The organism is Paracoccus sediminicola, assembly GCF_027912835.1.
Classification (GTDB): Bacteria; Pseudomonadota; Alphaproteobacteria; order Rhodobacterales; family Rhodobacteraceae; genus Paracoccus; species Paracoccus sediminicola.
On record NZ_CP115768.1, the window covers coordinates 1,835,489 to 1,849,619 of the forward strand.

At 63.8% G+C, this 14,131-nt stretch carries 13 protein-coding genes; 1 reads left to right on the plus strand and 12 read right to left on the minus strand.

Annotated features, from left to right (window positions below; genetic code table 11):
- Positions 1-8: 8 nt before the first annotated feature.
- Positions 9-737: a GntR family transcriptional regulator gene (locus PAF18_RS09105; protein WP_271115442.1), complete on the minus strand. Its 729-nt coding sequence runs from the start codon at positions 735-737 to the stop codon at positions 9-11.
- Positions 738-830: 93 nt separating this feature from the next.
- Here PAF18_RS09105 and kynU point away from each other — a divergent pair, with 93 nt between their 5' ends.
- Positions 831-2,063 carry a kynureninase gene (gene kynU, locus PAF18_RS09110; RefSeq protein ID WP_271115443.1) on the plus strand — a complete coding sequence of 411 codons (1,233 nt, stop codon included), beginning with the start codon at positions 831-833 and terminating at the stop codon, positions 2,061-2,063.
- Between the two features lie 23 nt (positions 2,064-2,086).
- Here kynU and PAF18_RS09115 read toward each other — a convergent pair whose 3' ends face one another.
- From PAF18_RS09115 to PAF18_RS09165, 11 genes are all read right to left on the minus strand, one after another.
- The gene (locus tag PAF18_RS09115) at positions 2,087-2,776 is read right to left on the minus strand and encodes an ABC transporter ATP-binding protein (protein ID WP_271115444.1); all 690 of its coding nucleotides are present in this window, start codon (positions 2,774-2,776) and stop codon (positions 2,087-2,089) included.
- Positions 2,773-3,537: an ABC transporter ATP-binding protein gene (locus PAF18_RS09120; protein WP_271115445.1), complete on the minus strand. Its 765-nt coding sequence runs from the start codon at positions 3,535-3,537 to the stop codon at positions 2,773-2,775. Before PAF18_RS09120 ends, PAF18_RS09115 begins: the two co-directional genes overlap by 4 nt.
- Positions 3,530-4,510 carry a branched-chain amino acid ABC transporter permease gene (locus tag PAF18_RS09125; protein WP_271118090.1) on the minus strand — a complete coding sequence of 327 codons (981 nt, stop codon included), beginning with the start codon at positions 4,508-4,510 and terminating at the stop codon, positions 3,530-3,532. The genes PAF18_RS09120 and PAF18_RS09125 overlap by 8 nt, the downstream gene beginning before the upstream one ends.
- Positions 4,511-4,524: 14 nt before the next feature.
- The gene (locus PAF18_RS09130; protein ID WP_271115446.1) at positions 4,525-5,439 is read right to left on the minus strand and encodes a branched-chain amino acid ABC transporter permease; all 915 of its coding nucleotides are present in this window, start codon (positions 5,437-5,439) and stop codon (positions 4,525-4,527) included.
- A 72-nt stretch (positions 5,440-5,511) separates the two neighbouring features.
- Positions 5,512-6,663 carry an ABC transporter substrate-binding protein gene (locus PAF18_RS09135; protein ID WP_271115447.1) on the minus strand — a complete coding sequence of 384 codons (1,152 nt, stop codon included), beginning with the start codon at positions 6,661-6,663 and terminating at the stop codon, positions 5,512-5,514.
- Between the two features lie 46 nt (positions 6,664-6,709).
- Positions 6,710-8,350, minus strand: coding sequence for an AMP-binding protein (locus tag PAF18_RS09140; RefSeq protein WP_271115448.1), 1,641 nt, complete (start codon positions 8,348-8,350; stop codon positions 6,710-6,712).
- 91 nt (positions 8,351-8,441) lie between these two features.
- Positions 8,442-8,867, minus strand: a complete 426-nt coding sequence (locus tag PAF18_RS09145) for an acyl-CoA thioesterase (protein WP_271115449.1) — start codon at positions 8,865-8,867, stop codon at positions 8,442-8,444.
- Complete coding sequence (locus tag PAF18_RS09150) at positions 8,864-9,991, minus strand: acyl-CoA dehydrogenase family protein (protein ID WP_271118091.1); 1,128 nt, start codon at positions 9,989-9,991, stop codon at positions 8,864-8,866. Before PAF18_RS09150 ends, PAF18_RS09145 begins: the two co-directional genes overlap by 4 nt.
- A 68-nt stretch (positions 9,992-10,059) precedes the next feature.
- On the minus strand, positions 10,060-10,872 hold the full coding sequence (locus tag PAF18_RS09155; protein ID WP_271115450.1) for an enoyl-CoA hydratase family protein: 813 nt from the start codon (positions 10,870-10,872) through the stop codon (positions 10,060-10,062).
- Between the two features lie 37 nt (positions 10,873-10,909).
- Entirely contained in the window at positions 10,910-11,650 is a 741-nt protein-coding gene (locus PAF18_RS09160; RefSeq protein WP_271115451.1) for an SDR family NAD(P)-dependent oxidoreductase, read from the minus strand.
- Positions 11,647-14,001 carry an oxidoreductase gene (locus PAF18_RS09165; protein WP_271115452.1) on the minus strand — a complete coding sequence of 785 codons (2,355 nt, stop codon included), beginning with the start codon at positions 13,999-14,001 and terminating at the stop codon, positions 11,647-11,649. The genes PAF18_RS09160 and PAF18_RS09165 overlap by 4 nt, the downstream gene beginning before the upstream one ends.
- Positions 14,002-14,131: the final 130 nt, after the last annotated feature.

Consider the following 14,131-nt stretch of genomic DNA (forward strand, 5'->3'; position numbering starts at 1 on the left):
GATACCGATTATGCGGCGCGGGCGGCGCGAAGATGGCGGCCGAAGCCGAGATAGGCTTTCAGACTCAGCTGCACATGCGCCGCCAACTCTGCCGAGGCGGCCGCCTCGTCGCGGGCCAGAACCTTCTCCATCAATCTCGTGTGGGCATCCATGCCGGTCACCTCGGAGAGGGTCTGATCGACCTCGCGCGCAAGATCGGGGCTGGATGCCGCCAACTCGGCCACATCGCGCAATATGTTGCGATGATAACGCTGCAACTGCGCGCCGAGCAACGCCGCAATATGCGCCAGCCAACGGGAACGGCAACCGGCCAGCAACGCCTCATGAAACTGCGCATGGCGACTGTCCCATCGGTCTATCTCGTCATCGGAGGCGCGATGATGCGGCGCGATCTGCTTTCCCAACTGGTAATGCGCCGCCACGATGGCGCCTTCCCAGGCATCGTCCCCTGCGCGCATCGACTCGATAAGCATCTCACCTTCGATCAGCCCGCGCGTGCGCTCGAGATCGGCAAGATCCTCGCTAGAAGTGGGTGCGACCTGAAACCCCTGGTGATGCGCCGCCACGACAAGCTGTTCGCTGCGCAGCCGGTTCAGCGCCTCGCGCAGCGGGGTGAGCCCGAAACCGAACTGCTCTTGCAGAGCCGCGGCGCGCAGGCTCTGCCCCGTGCGCAGACGCCCGCCAAGGATCATGGCGCGGAGTTCATGATGGATTTGTTCCGAAGCGGAATGAGGCATGGAGATTATAGGGTCATCAATATTTTATATAATCTTGACCCATTCTGAATTTCTTGTAAAGTTTTTTTCGACTCGACCGTAGGAGATGCACCGATGATGACCCGCGAGGACTGCGCCAGGCTTGATGCGCAAGATGATCTTGCTGAGTTGCGAGAAAAATTCCGCCTGCCGGAGGGTGTCATCTATCTCGACGGTAACTCTCTCGGCGCTCTGCCCGAAGGCGCGGTGAATACGTTGTCGAAGACGGTCGAGCAGGAATGGGGCGATGGTCTGATCCGAAGTTGGGGAGAGGCGGATTGGTTCACCCTGCCCGAGCGGCTCGGCGACCGGCTGGGTCGGCTGATTGGTGCAGCACCGGGTCAAGTCGTGGTCTGCGACGGCACCTCGATCAATATCTACAAGGCGCTGAGGGCAGCGATGGCGATGCGGCCGGATCGCAAGGTGATCGTATCAGAGCAAAGCAGCTTCCCGACCGACCTCTATATGATGGAGGGCGCGATGGGCGCGGATTACAGCGCCCGGCTTCTCGGCCGGGATGGAGACGATCTCGGCGATTTGATCGACGATCAGGTTGCGGCGGTGCTGCTGTCGAATGTCGATTACCGGACGGGCCGGCTGACCGATATGGCGCGGGTCACGCGGCTTGCCCATGAAAGCGGCGCGTTGGTCATCTGGGACCTGTGTCATTCGGCCGGTGTGATGCCCATCGAACTCGACGCGATCGAGGCTGATTTCGCGGTGGGCTGCAGTTACAAATACATCAACGGCGGACCCGGCGCGCCGGCCTATATCTATGTCGCAGAACGGCATCACGACAGCGCGCGCCAGCCGCTTTCGGGCTGGTGGGGCCATGCCGAGCCATTTGCATTTGAAAGCAGCTATCGACCGGTTGGCGGGATCCGGCGCTTTCTGTGCGGCACCCAGTCGATTTTGGGGCTGAAAGGTGTCGAAGCTGCGATGGATCTGTTCGACGGCGTGGATATTACCGCGATACGCCGCAAAAGCCAGCTGCTATGCGACGTCTTCATCCGGCTGGTCGAGCAGCATCAAGACTGCGGCAATCTGCGGCTCGTCTCGCCGCGCGACGCGGATGAGCGCGGCAGTCAGGTGTCCTTCGATTTCGAAAATGGATACCCGGTTGTTCGCGCCATGATCGAACAGGGCGTCATCGGCGATTTCCGCGAGCCGGGGATCATGCGCTTCGGTCTCGCCCCCTATTATCTCCGCTTCACCGATCTCTTCGACGCGATTGAGGTGATGGCGGATTGTTTGCGCCGCGAAGTGTGGACCGATCCGAAATACACCGCGCGCGAGGCGGTCACCTGAGGCCGGGCCGGGACGACCCGCCCTCAGACGCCAAGATACTTGTCGGTCAGCTCGGGGGTGAGCGCCGACATCTCTCCGCTCCAGACCGAGCAGCCGCGTTCCAGAATGACCGCGTGATCCGCCACCGCCGAGAGTTCGCGCAGGGATTTGTCGACCAGGAGGATCGACAGCCCCTGTTCCTTCAGCTCTCGCACGCCGGACCAGATTTCCTGGCGCACCACCGGGGCGAGCCCCTCGGTCGCCTCGTCCAGAACCAGCAGGCGCGGATTGGTCATCAGCGCGCGCCCGATGGCCAGCATCTGCTGCTCGCCGCCCGAAAGCGTGGCAGAGACCTGCCCCATCCGCTCTTCCAGCCGCGGAAACAGGCGGCAGACCCGCGCCATGTCCCAGGGGCCGGGCCGGGCCGCAACCAGCAGATTTTCCGACACGGTTAGCGGCGCAAAGCAGCGCCGTCCTTCGGGCACCAGACCGATGCCAAGCCGGGCAACGCGCGGCGCGCTCAGCCCGGTCAGATCCTGCCCCGCGAAAGAAAGCCTGCCGGAACTCAGCGGCATCAGCCGGCTGATGCAGCGGATCGTCGTGGTCTTGCCCATGCCGTTGCGGCCCATCAGCGCCACCACCTCGCCCTCGCGCAGCGTCAGCGACACGCCGAACAGCGCCTGCACCGCCCCGTAGGACGCGTTGATGCGATCGAGTTCCAGCAGCGCGCTCATGCTTCCTCCCCCAGATATGAGCTTCGCACGTCAGGGTTGGCGCGGATCTCCGCGACGCTGCCAGTGGCGATGATCCGGCCATACACCAGAACCGAAATCCGGTCGGCCAGCGCGAAGACCGCGTCCATGTCATGTTCGACCAGCAGGATCGGCGCCTCGGCCTTGAGCTCCGAGAGGATGCCGGTCAGCTGACGCCCGCCCTCAAGCCCCATCCCGGCCATGGGTTCGTCAAGAAGAAAGGCGCGTGGTTTCAGGGCAAGCGCCATTGCGATTTCGAGCTTGCGGCGCTCGCCATGCGAAAGTTCGGCCGCCGCGATCCCGGCCCGATCGGACAGTCCTGCCCGCGCCAGATGCCGCAATGCCGGTTCGGTCAGTGCGGGGTCGGCAAGCGCCGGGCGCAGAAAGCGAAAGACGCGCCCGCTCGCCCCGGCGACGGCGAGCGCAACATTCTGAAGGACCGAAAAATCCGGGATCACCGACGACACCTGAAAGCTGCGTGCCAGCCCAAGCCGCGCCCGCGCCGCCGCGTCAAGCCGGTCGATGGGCCGCCCCTCGAATGCGATGCGCCCGGTATCGGGCCGCAGCTCACCGGTGATCTGCTTGAGGAGGGTGGATTTCCCCGCCCCGTTCGGCCCGATCAGCGCGTGGATTTCGCCCCTGTTCAACGTCAGATCGACATCGTCGGTGGCGGTAAGCGCGCCGAAGCTCTTGCGCAGCCCCTCGATTTCGAGGACCGGTTCGGCTGACTGACGTTCAGGCATGGCGGCGTCTCCCGGTCAGGATGCCGATCAGCCCGCCGGGCGAGAACAGGACGATCACCAGCAGCAGCAGCCCGAGCAGCGCCTGCCAGTATTCGCTGATGCCGCCAAGCAGATGCTCCAGCAGGATATAGATCGCCGCGCCCGCGACCGGACCGCAGATCCGGCCGACTCCGCCAAGGATCACGAAGACCATGATCTCGCCCGACATATGCCAGGACAGCATCGCCGGGCTGACGAAGCGGTTGAGATCGGCGTAAAGCGCCCCCGCCAGCCCGACGATCATCCCCGAAAGCACGAAGGCGGTCAGCCGGATCGCGTAGGGCCGGATGCCAACGGCAAAGCTGCGCTGCGGGTTCTGCCGCGCCGCCTGAAGCGCCAGACCGAAGCGCGAGCGGGTCACGATTCCGGTAAAGATCAGCGCCAGCGCCAGCAGGGTGGCGCAGATCGCGAAATACTGGATCGGATCGAACGTGTTCAGCCCCGGAAAGTTGTTCCGGACATAGAAGCTCAGCCCATCCTCGCCGCCATAGCGCGACCAGCTCAGGGCGAAGTAAAAGATCATCTGCGCGAAGGCGAGCGTGACCATGATGAAATACACACCCGACGTGCGCAGCGACAGCGCCCCGATCAACAGCGCGGCAACCCCTGCGACGATCATCGCCACGGGCCAGATGACCAGCATGTTGTTGCTGCCCATGATCTCGAAGCCGAGCGTCATCACCGGCGTGCCGTTGCTGGCATGGCTGGCGAGGATGCCGGTGACATAGCCGCCAAGACCGAAAAACGCCGCATGACCGAAGGAGATCAGCCCGCCATAGCCGAGCGCCAGATTCAGCCCCACCCCGGCCAGCGCAAAGATCGCCGCCTTGGTGGCCAGTGTCACGGTAAAGGCCTGCCCGGTCAGCTGCGCGATGATGGCGACCGCGATCAGCAGCAGGAAGATGGCAAGGTTGACCAGCGTCTCGCGGTTCATCTCTGGCAGCATGGTCACGCCCTCGCCCCAAAGAGCCCCTGCGGTCGCAGGATCAGCACCATCGCCATGAGAATATAGATCAGCATCGAGGCCAGCGATGCGCCAACGGCATTGGCGCTCGATTCCGCCATGAAATTCGCGAAGAAACCGGGCAGCAGCGCCTTGCCGAGCGTGTCGGTCATGCCGACCAGAAGCGCCCCGATCAGCGCGCCCTTGATCGAGCCAATCCCGCCGATGACCACCACGACGAAGGCGAGGATCAGCACCGGCTCTCCCATCCCGACCTGAACCGACTGGATCGAGCCGACAAGCGCGCCGGCCAGCCCCGCCAGCGCCGCGCCAAGCGCAAAGACGATGGTGTAGAGCCCGACGATATCGACGCCAAGCGCCGCGATCATCTCGCGATCCGCCTCTCCGGCGCGGATACGGATGCCAAGCCGGGTGCGGGTGATCAGCAGCCAAAGCCCCACAGCCACCGCCGCGCCCACGGCGATGATGACCAGCCGGAACAGCGGGTATTGCAGCCCGCCGGGCAGCGTCACCGCGCCCTGAAGCGCGGGGGGCAGGTTGAGATAGAGCGGGAAGGAACCGAACACCCAGCGTGTGCCTTCGGAGAACACAAGGATCAGCGCGAAGGTCGCCAGCACCTGATCCAGATGGTCGCGCGCATAAAGCCTGCGGATGACGACCATTTCGACCAGAGCGCCCGCCGCCGCCGCCGCGATCAGGCTCGCCAGCAGACCGAGCGAGAACCAGCCCGTCGCCGCCGCCACGCTGGCGCATGCGAAGGCGCCGATCATATAGAGCGAGCCATGGGCCAGATTGATCAGCCCCATCACCCCGAAAACGAGGGTCAGCCCGGCTGCCATCAGGAACAGCATCATTCCGTATTGCAGGCCGTTCAGCGCCTGCTCGGCCACGAGAAGCAAGACATTCTCCCTTGAGGACGACGATCCGGCGCGGCGCGGGCCATGCTCATGCACGACCCGCGCCGGTCCGGCTTACATCTGGCACTGTTCGACATAGGCATCGGCATGATCGGTCAGAGAGGTGCTGACGATCTTGTTGGTCAGCACATCGCCATCCTTCACCACCTCGCGGACGTAGAAATCCTGGATCGGGTGCTGGTTCGGGCCAAAGCTGAACTTGCCGCGCACACTGTCGAAATCGGCTTCGTTCAATGCCGCGCGGAACGCCTCCTGATCCGAGACATCTGCCTTGCCCATCGCCGATATCAGCAGGTTGGCGGTGTCATAGCCCTGCGCCGCATAGAGCGACGGCAGCCTTCCATATTCGGCCTGAAACGTCTCGACGAAATTGGTGTTGGCGTCATTGTCGAGATCCCGAGACCAGTTCGCGGTGTTGATGACACCAAGCGCCGCATCACCGGCTGCGGGCAGAATGTCCTGGCTGAAGCTGAAGGCCGGCCCGATCAGCGGCTTGTCGACGCCCGATTCCGCATATTGCTTCATGAAGGCGATCCCCATCCCGCCGGGCAGGAAGAAGAACACCGCGTCTGCATCGCTGTTGCGGATCTGCGCGATCTCGCCCGCATAATCCGTCTGCCCGACCTGAGTATAGACCTCGTCGGTCACCTCGCCCTCATAGAAGCGCTTGAAGCCGGTCAGTGAATCCTTCCCCGCCGGATAGTTCGGCGCCATGATGAAGGTGCTGGCGATGCCCTCCTGGCTCGCATAGGCGCCCGCCGCCTCGTGCATATTGTCGTTCTGATACGAGACCGAGAAATAATTCGGATCGCAGCCCGGCCCGGCAAGCTGCGACGGCGCGGCATTGGTGGAGAGATAGAACTTGCCCTGCGCCACGGCCGCCGGCACCACCGCCATGGCAAGGTTCGACCAGACGATCCCGGTCAGCAAATCGACCTGTTCGGACTGGATCATCTTGTCGGCGATCTGCACCGCGATATCCGGCTTCTGCTGGTCATCCTCGATGATCAGCTCGATTTCGGCGGCTGCATCTCCGGCATTCTTCAGTGCCAGTTCGAACCCGTCGCGCGTGTCGATGCCCAGACCGGCCCCGCCACCGGACAGCGTTGTGATCATGCCGACCTTTACGGGTTCAGCGCTCGCGGCGCCCGCCAGAAGAAGCGCCGATGCGGCGGTGGCCAACTGCATTTTGCTGAGGATGTTCATTCTCGTCTCCCTGTTGTCTTGTTCTGTGTCTTCCATTTGCGGGATTTCAGTCCCGATCTTCAAGCAGCCGGAAACGCTGGATCTTCCCGCTTTCCGTCTTTGGCAGCGTATCAACAAACATGACGCGGCGGGGATACTTATACGGCGCGATTGCCGCCTTGACGTGATCTTGCAAGATTTTCGCCATGGCGGGGCCGGCTTCGGCACCCTCGCGCATCACGACATGCGCCTCGACGATCTGGCCGCGCTCGGCGTCGGGGGCCCCGACCACCGCGCATTCGAGCACATCGGCATGGGACAGCAGCGCCGCCTCGACCTCCGGCCCGGCGATGTTATAGCCCGCAGAGAGGATGATCCCATCATTGCGCGCGGCAAAGTGGAAATAGCCGTCCTTGTCCTGCGTGAAGGTGTCGCCGGTGAGGTTCCAGCCGTCGAGAACATATTCCGCCTGTTTCTCCGGATCGGACATATAGCGGCAGCCCACCGGCCCGCGCACGGCCAGCCGGCCGATCTCACCGCGTGGCAGCTCGGCCCCGTCAGCTCCGATTACCTTCGCCTCATATCCGCGCAGAGGCTTGCCAGTGCAGCCCGGCTTGCTGTCGCCCAGCCGATTGCTGATAAAGATATGCAGCATCTCGGTCGAGCCGATCCCGTCCAAAAGCGGCTTGCCCGTCTTGTCGATCCATTCCTCATAAACCGGCGCGGGCAGCGTCTCTCCCGCAGAAACGGCCATGCGAAGACTGGACAGGTCCGCCCCCTCCTCCATCGCCTGCATCATCACGCGATAAGCGGTGGGCGCAGTGAAGCAGATCGTGGCGCGATGGGTCTGGATGATCTCGATCATATTGGCGGGCGACGCGGTTTCCAGCAGCGCCGCCGCAGCCCCGAAACGCAGCGGAAATATCGCCAGACCGCCCAGCCCGAAGGTAAAGGCCAGAGGCGGGGAGCCGACAAAGATATCCTCGGGCTGCACATCCAGCACCTCGCGCGCATAGGCATCCGCAATGATCAGCAGGTCGCGATGGAAATGCATCGTCGCCTTCGGCTCGCCCGTGGTGCCAGACGTAAAGCCCAGCAGCGCCACATCGTCGCGCCCGGTCTTCACCGCATCGAACTGCACCGGCTTGGTCAGCGCCGCACGGTCAAGCTCGGCATCGTGATTGGCTGTCCCATCGAAGCCGACGACCGTTTCCAGAACCGTGCTGCTTTTCGCCGCCTTCGTCAGCTCATCCATCAACCGCGTATCGCAAAGCGCGTGGGTCACCTGCGCCTTGTCGATGATCTTGCCCAGCTCTCCGGCGCGCAGCATCGGCATCGTGTTCACCACCACCGCGCCCGCCTTGGTCGCAGCCAGCCAGCAGGCGACCATGGCCGGGTTGTTCGGCGATCGGATCAGCACCCGGTTGCCGGGCCTGACGCCGTAATCCTCGACCAGCGAATGGGCGATGCGGTTGGTCCAGTCGGTGAGCTCCTTATAGGTCCGCATCCGCCCGTTGCCGATCAGAGCGGTCCTGTCCCCATGTCCCTGTTCGACCATCCGGTCCGTCATCTCGACCGCGGCATTGAGATATTCGGGATAGCTGAACCCGTCCAGCTTCAGCTCTGGCCAGAGTTCCCCGGGCGGGAGATTGTCCCGCGCGAAGCTGTCCATATGACCCGTCGGTCCCAAAGGCGAATTGCGCCCCATCTTTCGTCCTCCCTTTCACGGATCGTTGCCCCTTGCGGCATCCCTTCAACGATCCGTCTGTGCTGCGCCCCCCGGTTCCGGGCAAGGCGGCTCACCCGGCCATGGGCGAGCTGAGATAAGTTTCCATTCTCTGGCGAACCTCTTCGGGCCAGGCGGTGGCGCCGCGCCCGCGCGTCACCCATACGAGCGTGATCCGCGCCGCGAGCCGCTCGCCCTCCTCGCCCCTCCCCGAAGCGCGCAGCAGGAGCGTCGCGCTCGCGCCGCCGATCCGCTCCACCTCAAGCGAGAAGATTAGAATATCGCCGAGTCGCGATGGCGCGGTAAAATCCGCCTCGATCCTGACCGTGGGGACGCCGGTGCCCTCTTCCATATGCATCCGCCGGAACGGATAGTTCAGCGCCTCGGCAAAGAAATTCTCGACAACCGAATTGGTCATCTCGAAATAGCGCGGATAGAAGACGATGCCCGCCGGGTCGCAATGGTTGAACTCGACCTGGATCTCGCGGCGATAGATCATCCGAGCACGCTCCGGGCGATGACCAGACGCTGCACGTCGCTGGCGCCCTCATAAATGCGCAGCGCCCGGATCTCGCGATACAGCTCCTCGACCTTCTCACCGTGGCGCACACCGTCACCGCCATGAAGCTGCACGGCGGCGTCGATCACCTCCTGCGCGGCCTCGGTCGCATAAAGCTTCGCCATCGCCGCCTCGCGCGAGACACGGGGCGCGCCCTGATCCTTCGTCCAGGCGGCGCGATAGACCAGCAATGCGGCGGCATCGATCTTCAGCGCCATATCCGCGATATGCCCCTGCACCAACTGAAGCGAGGCCAGCGGCGCGCCCTGCACCTGACGTTCCGTGACCCGCGCCATGGCCTCGTCCAGTGCACGCCGCGCCATGCCCAGGGCCGCCGCGCCGACGGTCGGGCGGAAGACGTCCAGCACCGACATGGCCAGCTTGAACCCGTCGCCCGGCTTGCCGATCAGCGCCTCATCGGGCAGGAACGCGCCCTCCATTCGCAACCGGGCCAGCGGATGCGGCGCGATGACGTCGATCCGCTCGGCCACGCTCAGCCCCTCCGTGTCGGCTGGCATCAGAAAGGCCGACAGCCCCTTCGCCCCCGGTGCCTCGCCGGTGCGCGCGAACATCACGTAGAGATCAGCGATCCCGCCATTCGAGATATAGGTCTTCTCGCCGGTCAGGCGATAGCCGCCCTCGACCCGCTCGGCGGTGGTCGCGGTATTGGCGACATCGGAACCCGAACCCGGTTCGGTCAGCGCAAAGGCAGAAATCGCCTCGCCGGCGCGGGTCCGTTCGAGCCACTCTCTTTGCGCATCAGAGCCGAACAGGCTGACCGCGCCCATGCCCAGCCCCTGCATCGCAAAAGCGAAATCGGCAAGCGCATCATGCCGCGCCAAAGTCTCGCGGATCAGGCAGAGCGTCCGCACATCCAGATTGTCGCCGCCCGAATGCGTCAGCCAGCCGCCCTGCCCGAGCGCCGCCACCAGATCGCGACAGGCTGCGTCCAGATCCGAATGATCCACCGGAAGATTCGTGTCGCACCAGCCTTCCAGCGCCTCGGCCAATGCCCGGTGCCGGTCTTCGAAGAAAGGCCAGTCAAGAAATGTCCGATCCGCCACCTGTGCCACGCCCTCTCATCCTGATGCAAATATCCCGGGGGGCCGGGGGCTGGCCCCCGGTTCCGGCCTCAATCCCCTTCGAATACCGGTTTTTCCTTCGCGACAAAGGCGCGATAGGCCCGCCCGAAATCCTGCGTCTGCATGCAGATCGCCTGCGCCTGCGCCTCTGCCTCGATGGCCTGCTCAAGGCTCATATTCCATTCCTGATTGAGCTGCGTCTTGGTGATGCCATGCGCAAAGACCGGCCCGGAGGCGATGCGTCGCGCAAGGTTCATCGCTTCGTCTTCAAGCGCCTCAGCGTCATGCAGCGCGTTCCAGAAACCCCAGGCCTCGCCCTCCTCGGCGCTCATCACCCGCCCGGTACAAAGCAGCTCTGCCGCGCGACCCTGCCCGATGATCCGGGGCAGCATCGCACAGGCGCCCATGTCGCACCCTGCGAGCCCGACGCGTGTGAACAGAAAGGCGCATTTCGCCGCGTGGCTGGCCAATCGCAGATCCGAGGCCATCGCGATGATCGCCCCCGCGCCGACGCAGATCCCGTCCACCGCCGAGATGATCGGCTTGCCGCAGCCGATCATCGCCTTGACCAGATCTCCGGTCATGCGGGTGAATTCCAGCAACCCCTTCATGTCCTTGTCGATCAGCGGGCCGATGATCTCATGCACATCCCCGCCCGAGCAGAAATTTCCGCCATTCGAGGCGAATACCACGACATCGACATCGCTGGCATAGACAAGGTCGCGGAACATGTCGCGCAACTCGGCATAGCTTTCGAAGGTCAGCGGGTTCTTGCGCTCCGGCCGGTTCAGCCGCACCACTGCCACGCGGTCGCGCAATTCCCAAAGGAAATGTTCCGGCTGAAGCCCCGCCATCTCGGTCATGTCGCCCTCCCGTCGCTGGCAATCGGATGTTGCCGTATCATATCTCACCCCCCGAAATCGCGATCGCCTGTCCGTTGATCGCTTCCGAGCCCGCGCCGCACAGCCACAGCGCAGCGGCGCTGACCTCATCAGGCCGGACCAGCCGGCCCTGAGGATTGCCGGCGGTCAGTGCGGCCAGAGCCTTGTCACGATCCGCGCCGGTCTTTTCCATGATATTGGCAACCGAACGCTCGGTCATCTCGGTGTCGAGAAAGCCCGGACACAGCGCGTTCACCGTCACGTCGCGCCGCGCCACTTCAAGCGCGAGACTGCGGACCAGCCCGACAACGCCGTGCTTGGCCGCCGCATAGGGCGCGACATAGCGATAGCCCTTCAGCCCCGCCGTCGAGGCGACGGCGATCAGCCGCCCCCAGCCCTGCATCCGCGACAGCCCCTCGCGGAAGGTGAGGAAGGTGCCGGTCAGATTCACCGCCAGCATCGCATTCCAGTGATCCAGATCGACGCGCGGGAACGGCGCGCTGTCAGAAGCGCCCGCATTGGCAATCACCACATCGCAGGGACCGGCGGCATCGAACATCTCGCGCACGCTCGCCTCGTCGGTCACATCGGCCCGCACCGCGCGCAGCCCCTGCTGTTCGGCAACGAGCCGCTCCAGAGGTTCCGCGCGTCGCCCGGCGACGATCACCTGCGCGCCTTGCCGCGCGAAGCTGCGCGCAAGCTCTGCGCCAACGCCGGTGCCACCCCCGGTCACGAGCACCTTTTTGCCTGCCAGAGTCATGAGCCACCCCTCGCATGCCGGCCCGGCGCGGCCTTGCGTTGCAGCTCCAGCAATTTCTCGCGGTTTTTCTCGGCCTCACGGAAGGCCTGTGCGGCGCCGGCGGCGTATTGCTTGGGCCAGGCCTTCTTGTTGACCGCGCCATACCAGGCGGCAGCCTGATTGGCGAAAAACGGATTCCAGAGATGCGGGCGCCCCACCGCGACCAGATCGGCACGGCGGGTGTGCAGGATCGTGTTGACCTGTGCCGCCTCGGTGATCGCACCGACCGCCATGGTCGCGATGCGGGGCACGTTGCGCACAGCCTCGGCCAGATGGGTCTGGAACATGCGGCCATAGACCGGCTGCTGATCCGGCACGGTCTGCCCTGCCGACACGTCGATCAGATCACAACCCGCATCCCGAAACGCCTCGGCTATGACGAAGAGATCCTCCTCGCTCAGCCCGCCTTCCTTCCAGTCCGTCCCCGAGACGCGGACCGCCATCGGCCGATCCTCGGGCCAGACGGCGCGCATCGCCGCGAACACCTCCAGCGGATAGCGCAGCCGGTTTTCGACGCTGCCGCCATACTCGTCGCCGCGCCGGTTGGTCAGCGGCGACAGGAACGAGGCCAGCAGATAGCCATGCGCGCAATGCAGTTCGACCATGTCAAAACCGGCCCGCGCGGCGCGTTCGGTCGCCTGCACGAAGTCCGCCTTGATCCGGTCCATCCCGGCGCGATCCAGCTCGGCGGGAACCTGGCTTTCGCCCTCGAACCACGGGATCGGAGAGGCCGAGACCAGCGGCCAGTTCGCATCGTCCTCAGCGATCGGGTGATCCATCTTCTGCCAGCCGAGCTGAGTCGAGCCCTTGCGCCCGGCATGGCCAAGCTGCATCGCCACCTTCGCACCGGTATGTTCATGAATGAACCCGACGATCTCGGCCCAGCGCCGCTCATGTTCGTCGGTCCACATCCCCGGACAGCCCTGCGTGATCCGCGCATCGGCCGAGGGGCAGGTCATTTCCGTATAGATCAGCCCCATCCCGCCCGTCGCGTGGCCGCAATAATGCACCTTGAGCCAGTCGGTCGGATTGCCCTCGGGATCGGCGCTGTATTGCGCCATGGGGGACATGACGACACGGTTCATCACCTCCATCCCGCGCAGCTTGAAGCTGGAAAACATCGGCGTGGGCCGCGTCTCGCGCAGATCCTCGCCGGTCTCGCGCAGATGCCGCGCATACCATTCGTCATCGGCTTTCCGCACGAATTCCGGATCGCGCACGATAAGATTGTCATAGGTGATCGACTTGGCGCGGCACATCACCACCATGGCGAACTGGTAAGGCTCCATGTCCCAGGAGCGGTTCATATGTTCGAACCAGGACAGAGACACGTCCGCATTGTGCTGAATGATCTGACAGGGTGTGCGCCGCGCGTCGTCATAGGCGCGGAATGCCGCCTGAACATCAGTTTCAGCATGTTCTAGAAGCGCATCGGACAGCGCGATGGCACATTCCATCGCCAGTTTCGTTCCCGACCCGATCGAGAAATGCGCGCTGGCCTTCGCGTCGCCGAGGATGACGATATTGTCCACGAACCAGTTCTCGCAGAAGACGCGCGGAAACTGACGCCAGTTCGACCGGTTCAGCAGCAATCCATGCCCCTGAAGCTCATCCGCAAAGATGTCTTCCAGCTTGGCACGCGAAGCTTCCTCGTCATCCTCGCTGAAGCCATGCGCCTGCCAGGTCGCGTCGTCCATCTCGAACACCCAGGTCGAGCGGTCCTTCTGATATTGGTAACAATGGGCGACCATCGGGCCATGCCGGGTCTCGCGGAAGAAATAGTTGAACTCATCCATCGGGCGGCTGGAGCCCATCCAGCAGAAGCGATTGGACTTCCATTCGACGCTCGGCTGGAAGGAATCGCGGTAATGCTCTCGGATTGCCGAATTGACGCCGTCGCATGCGACGATGACGTCGGAATCGGCAAAACGGGTCTTCAGCTCTTCGGGCCTGATCTCTGTCCCGAATGTCATCGCGACGCCAAGCTCGGCGCAGCGCTCTTGCAGGATGGTCAGCAGTTTCTGGCGCGAGGTGCCGCAAAAGCCGTTTCCGGCGCAGCGCATCTCCTGTCCCTTGAAATGCACCGCCACGTCATCCCAGTAAGCGAACTCGTCGCGAATGCGCTCGAAGACGGGCTTGTCTCGGTTGAGGAACTCGTCAAGCGTTTCGTCGGAAAACACCACGCCGAAGCCAAACGTGTCATCGGCCTGGTTGCGCTCGAATACTTCGATATCCCAGTCAGGGCGCGCCTTTTTCGTCAGCAACGCGAGATAAAGCCCGCCCGGACCCCCGCCGATGACCGTAATCTTCATGCTGCACATTCTCCGAATCGCGCCGCGACGGCGCCGCTCGAGAGAAGCATAACCGGAAAATTATTTTGAGATCAAACTTTATGATCCCGAAATAATATTTGGCACGACGAAAGGCGCGGCGTGAGCGCCT